Source organism: Pyxidicoccus sp. M15 (genome assembly GCF_056858435.1).
Window position 1 is genome coordinate 8533697 of the sequence record NZ_CM166495.1, and the last position, 18218, is coordinate 8551914.

Below are 18218 nucleotides of genomic sequence, written 5' to 3' on the forward strand. Positions count from 1 at the left end.
GCGCCTCAGTGTCCGGACCGGGCTTCGAGCCGGCGGTGGCTCCAGCGGTGGAGCAGGTTGACGGCCAGCAGCAGCAGGAACGACGCCGTCAGCATGACGACGGCGATGGCCGTCGCGCCCGCGTAGTCGTACTGCTCCAGCTTGGTGATGATGAGCAGCGGGACGATTTCAGTCCTCAGCGGCATGTTGCCGGAGATGAAGACGACCGAGCCGTACTCGCCCAGCGCGCGGGCGAACGCGAGCGTGAAGCCGCTGAGCAGCGCGGGGAGGATTCCCGGGAAGAGGACGCGCGCGAAGGTCTGCCACGGCGTCGCGCCCAGCGTCGCCGCGGCCTCCTCCACGTCCACGTCGATGTCCTCCAGCACCGGCTGCACCGTGCGCACGACGAAGGGCAGCCCGATGAAGGTGAGCGCCACCGCCACGCCGAGCGACGTGTAGGCCACCTTGATGCCCAGCGCCTCCAGGTACCGGCCGTACCAGCCGTTGGCGGAGAACAGCGTCGTCAGCGTCAGCCCCGCCACCGCGGTGGGCAGCGCGAAGGGCAGGTCCACCAGCGCCTCCACCAGGTCCCTCCCCGGGAAGCGGTAGCGCACCAGCACCCAGGCCACCAGCAGCCCGAAGACGACGTTGGCCAGGGCCGCGGCGAACGACGCCCCGAAGGTGAGCTGGTACGCCGCGAGCGCCCGCGCGGACGTCACCGTCTCCCAGAACTGCGCCCAGGTGAGGGTGAACGTCCGGAGGAACAGGCCGGACAGCGGCAGCAGGACGATGAGCCCCAGGTAGAACCAGCTGAAGCCCAGCGACAGCCTGAAGCCCGGGAGGACGCGGCGACGGGAGGACACGGCCATGGTGCGAGTGCCCTCTTAGCGGGCCTGGGGGGCGTAGATGCGGTCGAACACGCCGCCGTCGTCGAAGTGCGTGGCCTGCGCCTTCTTCCAGCCGCCGAAGACGTCGGCGATGGTGAAGAGGCTCACCTTCGGAAAGAGCGCGGCGTGCTTCTCGGCCACGGCCTGGGAGCGGGGACGGTAGTAGTGCTTCGCGGCCAGCTCCTGGCCCTCGTCCGAATAGAGGTACTTCAGGTACGCCTCGGCCACGGCGCGCGTGCCGCGCTTGTCCACGTTCTTGTCCACAATGGTGACGGGCGGCTCGGCGAGGATGCTCACCGACGGGACGATGATTTCGAACTTGTCCTTGCCCACCTCCTTCGTGAGCAGGAAGGCCTCGTTCTCCCAGGCGATGAGCACGTCACCCAGGCCGCGCTCGGCGAAGGTGGTGGTGGCGCCGCGCGCGCCCGAGTCCAGCACGGGGACGTTCTTGAAGAGCTTCTCCACGAAGGCCTGCGCGGTGGCCTCGCTGCCGCCCGGCTTGCGCAAGCCATAGCCCCACGCCGCCAGGTAGTTCCACCGTGCACCGCCGGACGTCTTCGGGTTGGGGGTGATGACGGAGACACCCTCCTTCACCAGGTCCTCCCAGTCCTTGATGCCCTTGGGGTTTCCCTTGTGGACCACGAAGACGATGGTGGACGTGTACGGCGCGCTGTTGTCCGGCAGCCGCGTCTGCCAGTTCTCGGGGATGAGCTGGCCCCTGGCGTGGAGCATGTCCACGTCGTACGCGAGCGCCAGCGTGACGACGTCCGCATCCAGCCCGTCGATGACGGCCCGCGCCTGCTTGCCGGAGCCTCCGTGGGACTGCTTGATGATGACCTTCTGCTTCGCCTTCGCCTCCCAGTGCTTCGCGAACGCGGTGTTGAAGTCCGCGTACAGCTCGCGCGTCGGGTCATACGAGACGTTGAGCAGGGTGACTTCGGAGGTGCTTCCGGGCGCGGCGGCGTCTCCGCCACCCGACTTCGAGCAACTGGCCAGGGAGAGCGCGAGGAACAGGGGAACCCAAATCTTGGTGCGCATGGGGGGCAAGCCTTTCACCAACGGGCCTGGACTGTGAATCAAGAGGACGCGATGGGAGGGGCCAGGTCCGGGTCCTGAAACTCGAAAGCCCACTCCCTCGCGGGCAGTGGGCTTTTTCGGACCAGCTCGACCAGGGCTCTTCAGGCCACTGGCGGACAGGCGCCCACCGCAGGTGCGTCACAGCAGCAACAAGCGGTGGCGGGCGCGTGGGTCATGAGCGAACGGCACGATGCCCTGCCGCTGGCGGGGTTGTCAACGGAGGTGGTCGGCCCGAACCGATAAATTCAAGTATACTTTGCTTTCCCAGAAAGGAGCCATCATGGCCCGACGTGCCCCGTCCCCGCGCGCCCTGCTCTCCACGGCGCTGCTCGCACTGTCCCTCGTGTGTCCGGAGGCCACCGCCGCCGAACGTCCCTCGCTGGTGAACACGCGCATCCGCACGCCCTTCGGCGCCAACGGCCATTCCTCCACGATTGATGGGCGCGTCTTCGTGGGCAACATCCGCGAGGACCACGCGACGACTACGACGACCTGGCAGGCGCGCGTGTTCCGCCCCGAGGCCGTGACGTACGACACGCAGGGGCGCCCCGGCTTCGCCAGCGCCTTCTCTCCCGGGCGCACCGTCAACGTGACGAACGGAGAGAACGCGCTGGCGTTCTGCTTCACCAACCCGGCCCAGCCGTACACGCTGTCCGGCGGGCTCGCGGTGTATCAGCCGTACCTCTTCGACTCGCGGATGTTCAACGGCGACAACGTGTTCCGCCGCCGGCCCGTGGACATCCGCGTGTCGCTGCCCTTCACGGCGCAGGCGGACATCTCGTCGTTCACCACCGGCATCCTGGAAGAGCTGAGGACGACCACCGGCGCGAGGATTCGCGGCATCGAGCCGACGATGACGTCCGACGGCCGCCTCCTCATCTACCAGGGCGGGCCGAACAACGACGGCACCATCGACCACCTGATGTACTCGTACAACGCCACGCCCTGCGCGGCGACGGGCTGGAGCCCCCCGCGCCCGCTGTCGGCGATGTACAGCGACACGAACGCGGGCGTGAAGCGCTACCCGCTCGCGTGGCAGCCGCTGAAGGCCGCCACCGGCGAGGTCTACGGCGCGGGGGCCTACATGCGTGGTGCCTATGCCTGGGTGGACCACGAGGGGCGCAACGTCCTCTACGCGGCCGTCGTCTATACCGACGGCGCGCGCCGCGAGGCGATGAGCCTGATTGGCGCGGACACGAACTGGGCGGCGTACCACATCGACGGAAGCCTCAACACGGACCGGCTCGACATCGCGCACCTCTTCTACTCGGGCCCGATGTGGAACTTCGAGCAGGAGCGCAGCCCCGCGCAGAACTTCCCGCCGGGCGCGAGCAACGAGACGCGCTACCTGCCCGTCACCAAGACGCACGACGTGCTCGCGCTCTTCGGCAGCAACACCTCGGACTACAACGAGGTGGACATCGGAGACCTGAGCGACCCCTACCACCTGCTCTACCTGCCCATGAACGAGCTGGTCACCCGGGCGGGAGCGTATGACCTGACGCGCACGCCAGACCTGTCCGGCCGCTTCAACACGGGCACGCTCACGGGCACGGCGCAGATCTCCCCGAGCAATGCGGTGACGCAGCCGGCGTCGGGCTCGGTGTGGGAGCCGCAGGGCAAGGGCAAGGCGCTCGTGCTGCCGGGTGGGGGCGCAGTCACGGTGAACCTCACGGACCCGAACGGCACGGTGCCCGGCGTGGGCGCCTACGTGCGCGGCTTCACCGTGCAGCTCGCCATCCGCCCGGACGCGGCCATCAACCAGGGCTGCACTGGCAATCCCTATCGCTACCTCCTGGCGAAGTCGGGCGGGCTGGACCTCATCTACGAGGTGGACAACACGGTGCAGATGTCCTTCCAGCTCAACGGCCAGCGCGTGCGCCTGGGCCGGAGTCCCGCCCTGCCGGTGGGCGTGTGGAGCCAGCTTGCCTATACGTGGGACGGCGTCACCGGGCAGTTCAACGAGTACCTCAACGGCGTGTCCACGGGCCGCGCCCTGCCCGTCGTCACCGGCTCGTTCCGGCTGGGCACGGGCTCGCTGGCCATCGGCGCGGGCAACGTGATGAACACGCAGGCCTGCCCCACCAACGGCGAGGGCTCGTTCCGCGGCGCCATCGACGAGGTCCGCTTCTTCACGCACGCGCGCTCCAACCGCAGCGTGTGCCTGACGACGTACGGCTCGGACTGTAAGGACGAGGCCATCCAGGTCTCGCCCACCGGCGGCCAGTTCGGGATGAATCAGCAGCAGCCGGCCTGCAACACGTACTCGGCCCTGGGCACGCAGGCGTGCGCGTCCGCCATGCACCGCGTCTGCGCGCAGCGTGGGGCGAATGACGCGTTGGCCACGAGCACCAACGTCTACGAGACGATTCAGCAGCTCATCGGCAACCGGCCGCCCATTTCCCTCCTGGGCGTGCCTGCAGCCGCCACCACCACGGATGTGAGCGTGGCGTGCGCGCCCATCCAGCACCAGAGCCTCGCCGTCACCTTCGAGGAGCTGGCGCGACGTCATGCCGGGTGCACGGACGAGCGTGTGGCGCAGACCTTCGACTGCTTCGCCGCCGTGCACCGCTGGTGCAACGGGCTGGGCTGGACGACGGGGCAGATTTTCGAGACGACCACGCGGCCGTGGGTGGGCTGCTTCAACGCGGGCCTCATCCAGGACGTGCCCAAGGACCAGCTCGGGCCCGTGTCCAACGCGGGCAACTTCACCTCCACGGACTCCAGGCTGGAGGTCAGCCGGTGGTGCCAGGCGCGCGGGTACGGCGCGGGCGTCGTGCAGGAGCTGGGCGGGGGCACCTTCGCCAACGTGCACTGCTTCCAGCCCGCGGTGACGGTGCCGTGGAAGTTCAGCCCGTGAGTGGCGCGCTACATCCCCTGATGCGCCGCGGCGCTACCGGGGCCGCGCCTGCTGGGAGCCGGACGCGCGCAGGCGCAGAGGAGTCTCCCGGCCCATGACGATGAAGGGCGCCCAGAAGTAGGGGTGAGGCAGGGCCTTCCTCAACTCACGCATCGCCTCCCGCAGCGCCGCCGCTCTGCCCTGCCCCGCCAATAGCTGGCGGTAGTACACCTCCATCAACGTGCCCGTCTTCTCGTCGCTCACCTTCCACAGGCTCATCACCACAGTCTCCGCTCCCGCCACGAGGAAGGCCCGGCGCAGCCCGTACACGCCCTGGCCCAGCTTCACGTCGCCCCGCCCCGTATCGCACGCGGAGAGCACCACCAGCTGGGTGCCCCACAGGTCCAGTCCCGCGAGCTCCAGCGCCGTCACCAGCGCGTTGTCGGGCGCGGAGGCCGCGGCGCTGGAGCCCGCCGGCGCAGGGGCGTTCGCCCCAGCCAGCACGAGGCCGGAGCGCAGCAGCGGATCCGTGGGGCTGAAGGCCGGGTCGTCCTCGCCCAGCGCGCCGAAGTGGGCCACCGCGCGGGAGGCCGGGGGCGGGGGCGCGTCCTCCAGGAAGAAGCCATGGGTGGCCAGGTGCAGGATGCCGGGGGTGGGCACCTCCAGCAGCCGCTGCCGGGTGGCCTCGGCGCCCAGGAACAGCCGGGCCTGGGGCAGCAGCCGCTGGATGGCCTTGGCCTCCTGGCGGGTGCCGGGCAGTGGCGTAGGGGCCCACGCTCGTGCCGCCAGGTTCGCGCGGAGCGTCTGGAAGAAGCGCCCGCCGGGAAGCGAGCGCGTGGCCAGCGCGACAGCCTCCTCCTTCGAATCCGGGAGTGCTGGGACGGAGCCGGCGCTGAAGTCTGGGTCGGCGAGGACGACCACGGAGTCCGGGGGCGCGCCCTCCTGGGGACGCGGCAGCAGACTCCTTCCGGAGGGGACATAGGTGAGGTCGAAGCCGTCCACCAGGTACTGGTGGCCGTCGTGCAAGGCCGCGAAGGGCACGAGCGCGAGCTGGCCATCCGGTGAGAGAAAGAGGCGGCGGGTCTCTCCCAGCAGCGGCAGCAGGGGTTGGAAGGTGAGCTGGTAGAGGGCCTGGGCGGAGGCCAGGAAGGTGGCGTCCCGGTTGGCCAGCGCGTCTCGCAGGCGCGAGGCTGCCGAGTCGATGGGCCCGGCGGCGCCCAGGTCCCTGAAGTGGATGGTGCCGTCAGGCAGGAACACCAGCACCAGGTAGCGCAGCTGGGCCTGGGGCCCGTCGGGCGCGACCACCAGCGGCCGGTCCACGTAGGTGATGAACTCGACGAGGGCAGCGTCCCTGGGAAGTGCCTGGGCGACGCGGTCCACGATCTCCGCGGCGGACGGCAGTGCCACCAACGAGCGCAGCCGCGAGGAGCGCCGGGCCAGGTCCCCTTCGAGGGCAGCCCCCTGCTCGGAGAGCTCCTCGATGCGCCCCTGGTAGGTTTCCGGAGGAAGCGAGCCGGGGCCTTCGAGTGACAGCTGGGCCAGCCGGGTGCGCAGCCCCCTCAACCGCTCGAAGGTGTCTCGCTCCTGCGCGCCCAGGCTCCGGTAGACGGTGCGGGAGATGTCGGCGGTCTCCTCGACGGAGCGGCCCTTGCGCAGGAGCGCGGCGGCCAGGGCCAGGCGTCTGACGCGGCCATCGTCCGGGTGGGCGCGCAGCAGCGCATAGAGCCGCTCCTCATCGGCGCGCAGCAGTTGGAGGAAGCTGGCCAGGCGCGCCTCGGACAGGCCGAGCGCCTCCTGGCGCAGGCGCTGCTCCGACGCGACGAAGGCTCGGGTGAACAGAGGCAGCGCCTCGTCGAGGCGATGATGGGCCACATGGGCCACGGCGAGGTGGTTGAGCGTCGCGGCGACGTCGGGGTGGCTCTTGCCGAGCGTGGCTTCTTGAATGGCCAGCGCGCGCTCGTAGAGCGGTCGGGCCCGGTCGTACCACCCCTGGACCGAGTAGAGATTGGCGAGGTTGTAGAGCGACTCGGCAACGCGGTGATGACGCTTGTCCAGGGAGGCTTCCCGAATCGCCAGCGCCCGCGCGTGGAGCGGCGCGGCGCGGCGATACAACCCCTGGGCCACGTAGAGGTTGGCGAGGTCGTGGAGCGACTCCGCGACGATGGGATGACTCTTGCCGAGCGCCGCCTCCCGAATCTTCAACGCGCGAGCGTAGAGCGGCTCGGCGCGCGCGTAGAGCCCCTGGGCCCGGTAGAGGTTGCCGAGGATGCTGAGCGAGATGGCGACGTAGAGATGGTCCTTGCCGGAGGCTGCTTCATCAATGGCCAGCGCCCGCGCGAAGAGTGGCTCGGCACGCGCGTACAGCCCCTGGGCGAGGTAGAGCTGGCCCAGGGAGAGGAGCGCGTTGGTGACGTCGGGATGGTTCTTTCCGAGGGTTGTTTCCCAGATGGCCAGCGCCCGCTCGTTGAGCGGCACGGCCCGGCCGTACAACCCCTGGGCGTCGTAGGTGGCGGCGAGGCTGAAGAGCGTCTGGGCAACGAGGGGATGGCTCTTGCCGAGCGCCGATTCCCGAAGCGCCAGCGCGCGCGCATGGAGCGGCTCGGCACGCGCGTACAACCCCTTGCTCGCGTAGAGGTTGGCGAGGTTGATGAGCGAGCTGGCGACATCCACCGGGTTCTTGCCGGGGGCCATCTTCCGAGGGGCCGGTGCCCGCTCGTGGAGCTGCCGCTCCGAGCCTGGTGGCTCCTCCCCCACCGCCGCGCCCGCGGCGCAGCACAGCATCACCACCAGCACCCACCCACGCTGCTTCCGCATCTCGCCCCCTCGAGCGGCTCCCCTCCCCCGGTCAGATGCAACGACAGAGCCCCCACCATCAAGAGCCAGCGATCCGGAAAGTGATGCAGGCCCAGACGCTACCGTCCGCCTTGAGGGCCAGGGAGTGGTAGGCGCCTGCGGCCAGGGCGGCCACGCCCGTCAGTCCCCCGGCACCTGCACCTGCGTCAGCCTGCCGGCGGTCGTCCCATCCCCCAACTGGCCCTCGTAGTTGCGGCCCCAGGCCCAGACAGTGCCGTCCGCATCAAGGGCCAGGGAGTGGTAGGCGCCTGCGGCCAGAGAGGCCACGCCCGTCAGGCCCGTCACCTGCACCGGCGTCAGCCTTTGGGCGGTCGTCCCATCCCCCAGCTGGCCATCATCGTTGTCACCCGAGGCCCAGACGGTGCCGTCCGCCTTGAGCGCCAGGGAGTGGTAGGCGCCTGCGGCCAGAGAGGCCACGCCCGTCAGGCCCGTCACCTGCACCGGCATCAGCCTTTGGGCGGTCGTCCCATCCCCCAGCTGGCCGAAATTGTGGCCCCAGGCCCAGACGGTACCGTCCGCCTTGAGCGCCAGGGAGTGGGAGTCGCCTGCGGCCAGAGAGGCCACGCCCGCCAGGCCCGTCACCTGCACCGGCGTCAGCCTGTCGGCGGTCGTCCCATCCCCCAGCTGGCCATCATCGTTGTCGCCCCAGGCCCAGACGGTACCGTCCGCCTTGAGGGCCAGGGAGTGGTAGGCGCCTGCGGCCAGAGAGGCCACGCCCGTCAGGCCCGTCACCTGCACCGGCGTCAGCCTGCCGTCGGTCGTCCCATCCCCCATGGAGCCCCAGGCCCAGACGGTACCGTCCGCCTTGAGGGCCAGGGAGTGGTAGGCGCCTGCGGCCAGGGCAGCCACGCCCGTCAGGCCCGGCACCTGCACCGGCGTCAGCCTGCCGGCGGTCGTCCCATCCCCCCGCTGGCCCTCGTAGTTGCGGCCCCAGGCCCAGACAGTACCGTCCGCCTTGAGGGCCAGGGAGTGGTAGGCGCCTGCGGCCAGAGAGGCCACGCCCGTCAGGCCCGTCACCTGCACCGGCGTCAGCCTGTCGGCGGTCGTCCCATCCCCCAGCTGGCCATCATCGTTGTCACCCGAGGCCCAGACGGTGCCGTCCGCCTTGAGCGCCAGGGAGTGGAAGCGGCCTGCGGCCATGTGGCTGCAGCCGGTAAGTCGGGAGGGACCTGGAATGTTCACGTATCGGAAGAGTTGACCCCACCTCCACGCCGTGCCGTCCGCCTTGAGGGACAGGGAGTGGTAGGCGCCTGCGGCCAGAGAGGCCACGCCCGTCAGGCCCGTCACCTGCACCGGCGTCAGCCTGTCGGCGGTCGTCCCATCCCCCAGCTGGCCCTCGTTGTTGCGGCCCCAGGCCCAGACAGTACCGTCCGCCTTGAGCGCCAGGGAGTGGTCGGCGCCTACGGCCAGGGCAGCCACGCCCGTCAGGCCCGTCACCTGCACCGGCGTCAGCCTGTCGGCGGTCGTCTCATCCCCCAGCTGGCCGTAATTATTGTAGCCCCAGGCCCAGACGGTACCGTCCGCCTTGAGCGCCAGGGAGTGGGAGTCGCCTGCGGCCAGGGCAGCCACGCCCGTCAGTCCCAGCACCTGCACCGGCGTCAGCCTGCCGTCGGTCGTCCCATCCCCCAGCTGGCCTAAAAGATTGTAGCCCCAGGCCCAGACGGTGCCGTCCGCCTTGAGCGCCAGGGAGTGGAAGCGGCCTGCGGCCAGAGAGGCCACGCCCGTCAGGCCCGTCACCTGCACCGGCATCAGCCTTTGGGCGGTCGTCCCATCCCCCAGCTGGCCGAAATTGTGGCCCCAGGCCCAGACAGTACCGTCCGCCTTGAGCGCCAGGGAGTGGTAGTCGCCTGCGGCCAGAGAGGCCACGCCCGTCAGGCCCGTCACCTGCACCGGCGTCAGCCTGTCGGCAGTCGTCCCATCCCCCAGTTGGCCGAAGCTGTTGTCGCCCCAGGCCCAGACGGTACCGTCTGCCTTGAGGGCCAGGGAGTGGTAGGCGCCTGCGGCCAGGACAGCCACGCCCTTCAGGCCCGGCACCTGCACCGGCGTCAGCCTGTCGGCAGTCGTCCCATCCCCCAGCTGGCCCTCGTCGTTGCGGCCCCAGGCCCAGACGCTACCGTCCTTCATGAGCTTCAAACCAAAACCAGCGCCCGCGACGACGCGAGGGACGGTACTCCCCGCGTCCGCCTCACCCTGCGCCCCCGCGTCGGTCGGAGCGCCTGAGTCCACTCCACCCGCGTCAGGCGTGCCCGAATCTGTAGCGACTCCTGCGTCCTCCTCGCCCGTCGTGCCGGAGTCGGTGGTACTGCCGGCGTCGTCCGCCGCCTGCGTCGGCGGTTCGCCACAACGAGCGGGGTTGCGCAGGCAGAAGCCCCCCTGCTCCTGCTCGAAGTCAATGCAGCCGGCCAGGGACGCCAGCAGCCCCACCACCAGCACCAGGCCATTGCAGCGCGCTTTCACGGCCACCTTCCCTGCACGAAGGCGGACGTGCCGTCCGTGCTCACGTCCACTCCCAACGCCTTCGCCTGCGACGGCCGCCCCAGCAGGTACACTCCCGCCGAGACGCCCAGGCCCACCACGCCCGCACTCGCGAGGCCCACGCCCACCCACTGGTACCTCCTGCCTCGCGAGGCGCTGCGCCTGACGTCCTCCAGTGTCGCCAGGCCCGCGTCATTGCCCCGCAGCTTCGACTGCTCTGCCCGGGCCAGCAGGTAACACACCCCTCCTCCCACCAGCAGCCCACCGCCAATGGTGGCCGGTAGCCACGCGCCTGTACGCCGCCCCTGGCCGCTGGAGTCCCGCGCGACGACAGCCTCCGGCGCCAGCGCCGGGGCGTACGGTGCGTCCGGCACGGACGTGGGCGGAGCCTCCGGGGGTGGCACCTGCACCGGCACGTCCGCCTGGCTGCGCGCCGCGGCCTCCACCTCCTGTTTCACCTGCCGCCGCACGGCCTCGAACCGCTCCTCCACCTTCGGTGAGACGAGCACGGGCAGCTTCGCCTCGGGATGCACGAAGAGCGCCGCCTTGAAGGCCGCTTCCGACTCCTCCACCCGGCCGAGGTCCGCCAGGATGGCGCCTTCGTAGAGAGCAAGCACGACGTCCTCCTCTTTCCCCGAGGAGAGGCGCCTGGCGCGTGCGAGTTGCTCCAGGGCACGCTCATACTCCAGGTTCTCGTAGAGGCGGCGCACGGAGAGCAGGTAGGGCTGCACCCTGCCCTGCGCCTGGGCGGTGGCCTGCAGCGAAGGCAGCACGGTCAGGCCCAGCAGCAACGCGCCCAGCAGTCGGCGGCTGCACGTAGAAACCAACCGCCGCGCGTGGCGCCCTGGAAGGAAGCCTTTTGAGTCCATGGATGTCCCTCGTGTTCCGGCGGCCCGCACTCGCAAGGGTCCTCCCTGCCAGGTGCAAGACCAGACATGCCAGGAAACGGGACGCGACTATAAGGAACCGGAGGGCTGTTACACCTGAGTCAGGCTTGCCCTACCGCTCCCAGGAGGGCTCCCATTCCGCCGCTACTTCGAGACCGGCGAGTGGACCCGCTCCGACATCATCGCGCTGGACGCCCTCGACTGACCGCTGACGCGACAGCCCCTCGGAGTCGTCCATGATTCCGTGGGGTCCTTTCCCCGCGGGCACCGTGTTTCACCGAGTCCGTCCGCCATGTTAGGAAGGCCGATCCGGGGGAGACATGCGAACAGGTCAAGCGTTGGGAGCGGCTCTGTGCTGGCTCATTCTCTTCATCGTGCCATGGAAGGGACTCGCGGCTCCCGGACCCGCGGTGCAGCCCTATCTGGTCTCCGTGAGCAGGCTCCATGAGGCGCTGGCGTTCGAGCGTGCCCTCGAGCAGCTCGTCACGGCGCGGCGCCTGTCCAGTGGTGTCGAGGATGACGTGGCGCTGTCACTCTGGGAAGGCATCATCATGGCGGAGATGCACTGGAAGGACGAGGCCGCCGCCGCGTTCCAGGCCGCGCTGTTCCTCCAGCCAGACGCACAGCTTCCGGTGCGAGTGTCGCCCAGGATATCCGAGCAGTTCGAGTCCCTGCGCCAGGAGGTGAAGCATTCCCTGGCCCGGCGCGGCGAGGCCACGGCCCAGGTGGCGGACGCGCCACACGAGAAAGCGGTGCAGCCTCCCGAGACGCAAGTCCCGCCGGCCGCGCGGCCAGAGCGCACGCCGCGCTCCAGGGCCCTGTTGCCGGCCATCATCGGAGGCACGCTCGCCGCCGCCGGTGGCGTGACCTGGGCCCTGTCACGCGGGGAGCTGTCCAAGCTGCGGAACGCGGACCCTGCCCTGGCGAACCTCGAGAGCGTGGATCGCAGCGTCTCGCGTGGCCGCACGCTGCAGACCGCGGGCGTGGGCCTGATGAGCGCGGGCATGCTCGGGCTGGGGTTGGCGGCGGGGATGTATCTCCTCGGCGCGCCCACGGAGCAGGGCGCGGTGAGCGTGGGGACGGATGGAAGCTCGGCCTTCGTGTCCGGGACGTGGCCATGAGCACACCTTCATCCCGGGCCTTGCTGGCGGTACTGGCGGTACTGGTGGGCGCGGGCTGTGCCGACTTCGACCTGGAGAAGCGCAGGCTCTGCGAGCGGTTTCCCGAGCGCTGTGGGAGTCCCGGCAATGGCGAAGAGACTCCGGATGAGGACGGAGGCTCGGACGATGCGGACGCGGGCACTTCGAAGGACGCCGGCACTTCGACGGACGCGGGCACCTCGCTGGATGCGGGCGGCCCGCCGCAGGTGACTGACCGCCGGCCGTTGATGCCCATGGCCCAGCCCGGGGGACTGGTCTCCTTCCAGGTCACCGCGGAGAGGCCTCCGGCGGGCAGCCTGCGCTTCGAGTGGTCCGCCACCCTGGGCACCCTGGGGACGCAGGAGGATGGTGAGACCACGAGCAGCGTCTTCTGGACGGCGCCAGACTGCCTTGCCAGTGGGACGCCGCCCTTCGTCTCCGCCACCCTCACCAACTCGCTGGGGCCCTCCAGCTCGGTCCAGTTCCTCGTCGGTGGGCTGCCCGACTGTCCCGCGTGGCGGCCCTCGGGAACGCTGTCCGCCAGCCGTCGGGACTTCACCGCCACCATGCTGAACGACGGCCGGATCCTGGTGGTGGGAGGACGGGCCCCGGACACCGCCCTGGCCACCGCGGACCTCCAGGACCCGGTGACGGGCAACGTCTTCCCCACTGCGTCCATGACAGTGGCTCGCTGGGGCCACAGCGCGACGCTGCTGTTCGACGGACAGGTGCTGGTCGCAGGCGGCAGGGACGCCAACGGCAGCGTGGTGAGCTCCGCCGAAATCTACAACCCGGCCACGGGCACCTGGTCCCTGACGGGGAGCATGGCCGTGGGCCGGCACCTCCACACGGCCGTCTTCGCGAGACTCAATTTCTCTGGGAAGGTCCTCGTGGCCGGGGGCGCGGACGCCTTCATCTCGCTGAACACCGCCGAGATATTCAACCCGGCCACGGGCACCTGGTCTGCCGCGGCCCCACTGCCCCAGCCCCGCCACGGCCACACCGCGACGGTGCTGACGTTCCCGGACAGCGTGCTGCTCGTGGGAGGAACCCGGACGTACTTCAGCGGCGGGGGAGTGCCTGTCTCGGAGCTCCTCGCCACCTCGGTGCTGTATAACTCGGACGCGAACACCTGGTCTTCCATCGGCGCCATGGCCGAGGCCCGGGGCGCGGGCCACTCGGCCACCCTGCTGAGCTCCGGCAAGGTGCTGGTGCTCGCGGGGACCGGCACCTCCGGGCCCCTGGCCACAGGAGAACTGTATGACCCGGGGACGAGGACCTGGGCCTCCATCCAGGCCATGGCCCCCCCGGGGCGCACCGGCCATGGAGCCAGCCTCCTCGGCTCTGGCAAGGTGCTCGTCACCGGCGGGAGCTACAGCGTCCCGCTGCAGACCGCGGAGCTGTACGACCCGACCCGCAATACGTGGAGCTCCACGGTGTCACTGGCCGCTCCCCGTACAGGCCATGCGGCCATCGCCCTGCCCCAGGGGGATGCGGTGGTCCTGGGGGGCGGCGTGACGAGCGTAGAGCGCTACGAGGCGGGCACCGGCGTCTGGAAACCCGCGGGAGACATGAGCTCGGTGCGCAAGCGCCACACGATGACCCTGCTGCCCTCCGGCAGGGTCCTGGTCGTCGGCGGTGTCGATGCCTCGGACTCACGGCTCGCCGTCACGGAGGTGTTCGACCCACTCTCCGGACGCTGGACCCGCTCGGGCGACATGACCACGCCGCGCGAGAGCCATACGGCCACGCTGCTGCCCTCGGGACAGGTGCTCGTGACGGGGGGCACGTCGGAGAATGCTCCGGCGGAGCTGTACGACCCGGTCTCGGGGACCTGGACGGACACCGGCTCCATGAACCTGAACCGGAGCGGCCACACGGCCACGCTCCTGTCCTCGGGTCGAGTGCTCGTCGCGGGAGGAACGGGAGGCTTCGCTTCCGCGGAGCTGTACGACCCGGGCGCTGGGACCTGGGGCTACACGGCGAGCATGACCGAGGGGCGTACCGCCCATACGGCCACCCTGCTCCCCTCGGGCAGGGTGTTGGTCACCGGGGGCAGCCCGGGCGGGACTCCCTCCCTGACGACGGCGGAGGTCTTCGATGAGCAGGATGAGTCCTGGAACACGCTGAGCCCCATGCGCGTGAATCGGAGCGCCCACACGGCCACGCTGCTGCCTCCGGGCCGGGTCCTCATCGTGGGAGGCTTCCAATACCGGGCAGAGATGGGCAACCCCAGCTTCAACTCCCTCTCAACCGACAAGGTGGACTCCTACGACCCGGGGAGCGGCCAGTGGACCGCCTTGGCCAACATGAGCGCCGCGGGCCTCATGCTCTCGGGACGCCATGACCATGCCACCGTGCTCCTTCCGGACGGCAGGGTGCTGGTGACCGGGGGGAGCACAAAGTTGGGCGGGACCTCCAGCGGCCTCCGCACCAATGCCACCTCGGAGCTCTACAGCCCGGCCCCGGGCCAATGGACTCCCACGAGCCGGACCTCGGGAGTGCGAGCGGGCGGGCACCGGGCGCTGCTGCTTCCCACGGGCAGGGTGCTGGTGACCGGAGGCACCGACGACACGGGCGCGGAGCTCTACATCCCCTGAGCTGGCCGTGCCCGTGATCGGCGGCCCCAGGCCTCACGCGAACACATACACAGGAAATTATTGGCCATCATGTGCAGCAGTTGCGCGTAGCTGTTCAAGGAGACATTGGCTGGATTGAGACTTCCGATAACAGCTATCAACCGGCTTGGCGCCACCCCCAACAACTCCAGGCGTAAGGGAGCACATCCACATGCACGGGTTGTTCATGCGAGACGCACGGCGGGTTGCGATGTGGTTGGCGTTGACGCTCGGCGCCGCCGCGCTCGCCTCGGGTTGCGGCGCGGTTTCCACCGAGGGCGAGCAGCAGACCACCGCCACGGAAGCCACGTTCATGGAGTCACGGGAGGAGCGCCTGGACTGCTCGTGCGAGGGGGATTTCACCTGCCCGACCGATGGCGCGGTCTTCTATTACAACGCCATCCGCTGTGGACCCGTCCTCTACAACACGGCTTGGGATCGGTGTGAGAGCCACTGCCCGGTCGCCTGTGACGACTCGGGATGGATCCACTGCTGAGCCTGGATAGGCCGTGAAACACAGCCGTGCGGCGCGGCGGCGGGTCTGCCGCGCCGCATGGGATGTATTTGAGCTTCGCAGGGCAATCACAATCTGATTACAAATCCAACTGCTCCAGCGTCACGCCCTGGCTCATCATTGCGTGCACGCGCCGCACCCCTGGGTCGTGCCGGGCCTTGAGCCGCGTCAGGAAGCGGGCCCCGACTTCAATGGCGTCGAGGAAGCAGCCGGTGTCCGGGGAGCCCAGGTCCATGGCGGTGGCCTTCCTCCGCCGCCTGCTGGCCGAGGGCGCGCGCGCCTGGGTCGGCAAGGACCGCCGACGGAAGAGGCCGGGGCCGGTGGGCCCCCGGCCGTGCGCACTGAAGAAATAATTCACAGGCCTCGCGGCCCGCACGTCCAGCGGATGTCTTGGATGGAACGTTTCGCCCGGCGGCGCGGCGAGCTCCATCTCCACTCCCTTGGGGGCGCCGCGAGGCCTGCATGTTCCACGACCTGGACAGCACCATCCTGCAGTTGCTCAACAAGCAACTGCCGCCGGACCTGGTGAAGCAGGTCCGCATCAGCTTCATGCCGCCCAACAACCAGTTCCCTCCCGCGGGCCTGTCACTGCCCGCGGTGGACTTCTTCCTCTACGACATCCGGGAGAACGTCGACCTTCGCAACCTGGAGCCCACGTTCGAGCAGCAGCCGGACGGCCGGGTGCTCAAGGTGCCCGCGCCGGTGCGCGTGGACTGCAGCTACCTCGTCACCGCGTGGCCCCAGAGCGGGACGCCCTCGCCGGACCAGGACGAGCACCGGCTGCTCGGCGAGGTGATGAAGGTGCTCTTCGTCCACCGCGAGTTTCCCGCCGAGCTGCTCCAGGGAAGCATGAAGGACCTGCGCCTGCCCATCCGCGCCTCGCTGCCGCCGTCCAGCAGCCTGCGGAGCCAGGGCGAGTTCTGGCAGGCGCTCGGTGGCAAGCCGCGCGCGGCGCTCAACTACACGGTGACACTGGCCGTGGACGTCTGGAGGCCCACGGACGTGGGCGTGCCGGCCACGGACGTGAGGAGCTGACATGGGCTTCTCGAAACTCTCCCTCCCCCGCCTCCAGGCGTCGCTGGCGGGCCGGGTGCTCGACGCCCGGACGACGCAGGGCCTCGAGGGCGCCGAGGTGCGCATCACCGGCATGCCTCCCGCCTTCAAGACGACGCTCGACACCCTGGCCGTCGTGCACGGCGCGGCGTGGGGCGCCATGCGGGAGCGCGCGGACCTCACGTACACCCGGCCGAGCGGAGGCTTCCGCTTCCTCCACCTGCCCGACGGCGCCTACACCCTGAGCGTCTCCCTGCCGGGCGCCGCGCGGCACTACGGCACGGCCACCGTGTCCGTCACCGTGTCGCGGGACGCGGCGGGCAAGGTCACGACGGCCTTCACTCCCGTCAACCTGCCCCCCACGGCCATCCAGGGGAAGGTGCTGCAATACCTTCCCCCCGCGCCGGGCAAGCCCGCGTCCACGACGCCGCTCTGGATGGCCGAGGTACGGGCCCGGGGCAGCGCCGGGTGCGCCTACAGCACCTCCACGGGTGACTTCTATCTGGACAACGTGGAGCCAGGGCCACGCACCCTGCTCGTCAATGCACCAGGGCTCCAGGCGGGCTCGCTGGCGGTGACGGTCCAGGCGGGAGTCATCGCCGCTCCGGCCGCCCTCATCCTCTACCCCTAGAGAGCCCTCTCCTTCACGGCCGCATCACAGGAGCGCAAGACATGACGATGACAGTGGCTTCACCCGGCGTTTACGTCCAAGAGGTCCCCTCCGGCAACGCGCCCATCGTGGGCGCGGGCACCAGCACGGCGGGGTTCGTCGGGCTCGTTCCGGACACGCTGGTCGTGCCGGACTTCAACGCGCCGCCCATGGCGGACGGCGAGCCCGCGGACAGCGCCACCCCCTTCGCCGTTCCCACGCCCGCCGGCGTGGTGAAGCTCATCACCAACTTCACCGAGTTCAAGGACGCCTTCGGGGACTTCTCGAAGAACGCCTCGCACCGGGCGCTGGCGCACGCGGTGCTGGGCTTCTTCACCAACGGCGGCAGCCGCTGCTATGTGACGCGCGTGACGGCGGTGGCCGACGTGGCCAACGCCCTCAAGCTCTTCGACCCCATCGACGAGATCGCCATCGTCGCCGCCCCCTGTGTGCCCGCGGCCGACGCCGACTTCGCCGTCATCTACACCGCGCTCAAGGACTACTGCGAGCTGGGCCAGAACCGCTTCGCCATCCTCGACAGCAAGGCGGAATACGCGGGCGCGGACGGCAGGCTGGACGTGACGAAGCTGGCCAAGGGCAGCACGGAGCTGCCGTCCAACTCGACGTACACGGCCCTCTACTTCCCCTGGGTGGAGGTGTTCGACCCGGCGACGCGCAAGCGCAAGATGGTGCCACCCAGCGGGCACATGGCCGGCATCTACGCGCGCGTGGATACCGAGCGCGGAGTGCACAAGGCCCCGGCCAACGAGCCGATCCGCGGCGTGCTGGGCCTCAAGTACGCCATCAGCCGCCGGCAGCAGGACGGGCTCAACCCGCACGGCGTCAACTGCCTGCGCACCCTCAACGGCAACATCACCGTCTGGGGCGCACGGACGATGGGCGGCGACGCCAACGGCGAGTTCAAGTACCTGAGCACGCGCCGCCTTTTCATCTTCCTGCGCGAGTCCATCGAGCGGGGCATGCAGTGGGCCGTCTTCGAGCCCAACACCCCGGACCTCTGGGCCCGCATCACCCGCAACGTGGGCGCCTTCCTGGCGGGCGTGTGGCGCTCCGGCGCCCTCTTCGGGACGAAGCCCGAGGAGGCCTACTTCGTGAAGTGCGACGCGGAGAACAACCCCCCGGTGCAGCGCGAGCTGGGCCAGGTGGTGACGGACATCGGCGTGGCCGTCAGCAAGCCGGCCGAGTTCGTCATCTTCCGCATCGGCCAGAAGGCCTCGGACACCTGAG

14 protein-coding genes are annotated in these 18218 nt (G+C 69.9%); 7 read left to right on the forward strand and 7 right to left on the reverse strand.

Annotated features, from left to right (window positions below):
- Positions 1-5: 5 nt before the first annotated feature.
- Both cysT and ACX9TP_RS31680 read right to left on the reverse strand, forming a co-directional pair.
- A complete protein-coding gene (gene cysT / locus ACX9TP_RS31675) occupies positions 6-848 on the reverse strand; it encodes a sulfate ABC transporter permease subunit CysT (protein WP_482974370.1) in 843 nt (280 codons plus the stop codon).
- A gap of 15 nt (positions 849-863) precedes the next feature.
- Positions 864-1904, reverse strand: a complete 1041-nt coding sequence (locus ACX9TP_RS31680) for a sulfate ABC transporter substrate-binding protein (protein WP_482974371.1) — start codon at positions 1902-1904, stop codon at positions 864-866.
- Positions 1905-2223: 319 nt separating this feature from the next.
- Between ACX9TP_RS31680 and ACX9TP_RS31685 the strand changes: the two genes are divergently transcribed.
- A complete protein-coding gene (locus tag ACX9TP_RS31685; RefSeq protein WP_482974372.1) occupies positions 2224-4803 on the forward strand; it encodes a LamG domain-containing protein in 2580 nt (859 codons plus the stop codon).
- Between the two features lie 33 nt (positions 4804-4836).
- Here the strand turns inward: ACX9TP_RS31685 and ACX9TP_RS31690 are convergent, their stop codons facing one another.
- From ACX9TP_RS31690 to ACX9TP_RS31705, 4 genes are read right to left on the reverse strand one after another with little or no spacing between them, the layout of a single operon-like run.
- The gene (locus ACX9TP_RS31690; protein ID WP_482974373.1) at positions 4837-7596 is read right to left on the reverse strand and encodes a CHAT domain-containing tetratricopeptide repeat protein; all 2760 of its coding nucleotides are present in this window, start codon (positions 7594-7596) and stop codon (positions 4837-4839) included.
- A gap of 58 nt (positions 7597-7654) precedes the next feature.
- Positions 7655-7750, reverse strand: coding sequence for a hypothetical protein (locus ACX9TP_RS31695; RefSeq protein WP_482974374.1), 96 nt, complete (start codon positions 7748-7750; stop codon positions 7655-7657).
- Between the two features lie 5 nt (positions 7751-7755).
- On the reverse strand, positions 7756-10092 hold the full coding sequence (locus tag ACX9TP_RS31700; RefSeq protein WP_482974375.1) for an RCC1 domain-containing protein: 2337 nt from the start codon (positions 10090-10092) through the stop codon (positions 7756-7758).
- Complete coding sequence (locus ACX9TP_RS31705; RefSeq protein WP_482974376.1) at positions 10089-10937, reverse strand: hypothetical protein; 849 nt, start codon at positions 10935-10937, stop codon at positions 10089-10091. Before ACX9TP_RS31705 ends, ACX9TP_RS31700 begins: the two co-directional genes overlap by 4 nt.
- A 491-nt stretch (positions 10938-11428) precedes the next feature.
- Here ACX9TP_RS31705 and ACX9TP_RS31710 point away from each other — a divergent pair, with 491 nt between their 5' ends.
- From ACX9TP_RS31710 to ACX9TP_RS31720, 3 genes are all read left to right on the forward strand, one after another.
- The gene (locus ACX9TP_RS31710; protein ID WP_482974377.1) at positions 11429-12118 is read left to right on the forward strand and encodes a hypothetical protein; all 690 of its coding nucleotides are present in this window, start codon (positions 11429-11431) and stop codon (positions 12116-12118) included.
- Positions 12115-14736: a Kelch repeat-containing protein gene (locus ACX9TP_RS31715; protein ID WP_482974378.1), complete on the forward strand. Its 2622-nt coding sequence runs from the start codon at positions 12115-12117 to the stop codon at positions 14734-14736. Before ACX9TP_RS31710 ends, ACX9TP_RS31715 begins: the two co-directional genes overlap by 4 nt.
- 190 nt (positions 14737-14926) lie before the next feature.
- Positions 14927-15250: a hypothetical protein gene (locus ACX9TP_RS31720; RefSeq protein ID WP_482974379.1), complete on the forward strand. Its 324-nt coding sequence runs from the start codon at positions 14927-14929 to the stop codon at positions 15248-15250.
- A gap of 97 nt (positions 15251-15347) precedes the next feature.
- Here the strand turns inward: ACX9TP_RS31720 and ACX9TP_RS31725 are convergent, their stop codons facing one another.
- Positions 15348-15503 carry a hypothetical protein gene (locus tag ACX9TP_RS31725; protein ID WP_482974380.1) on the reverse strand — a complete coding sequence of 52 codons (156 nt, stop codon included), beginning with the start codon at positions 15501-15503 and terminating at the stop codon, positions 15348-15350.
- 227 nt (positions 15504-15730) lie between these two features.
- Between ACX9TP_RS31725 and ACX9TP_RS31730 the strand changes: the two genes are divergently transcribed.
- Genes ACX9TP_RS31730 through ACX9TP_RS31740 form a run of 3 tightly spaced genes read left to right on the forward strand, consistent with a single transcriptional unit; the run spans position 15731 to position 18217 of the window.
- A complete protein-coding gene (locus ACX9TP_RS31730) occupies positions 15731-16303 on the forward strand; it encodes a Pvc16 family protein (protein WP_482974381.1) in 573 nt (190 codons plus the stop codon).
- A gap of 1 nt (position 16304) precedes the next feature.
- Positions 16305-16952 carry a peptidase associated/transthyretin-like domain-containing protein gene (locus ACX9TP_RS31735; RefSeq protein ID WP_482974382.1) on the forward strand — a complete coding sequence of 216 codons (648 nt, stop codon included), beginning with the start codon at positions 16305-16307 and terminating at the stop codon, positions 16950-16952.
- Positions 16953-16993: 41 nt separating this feature from the next.
- Positions 16994-18217 (forward strand): phage tail sheath family protein, encoded by a 1224-nt coding sequence (locus ACX9TP_RS31740; protein WP_482974383.1) that lies wholly within the window; start codon positions 16994-16996, stop codon positions 18215-18217.
- Position 18218: the final 1 nt, after the last annotated feature.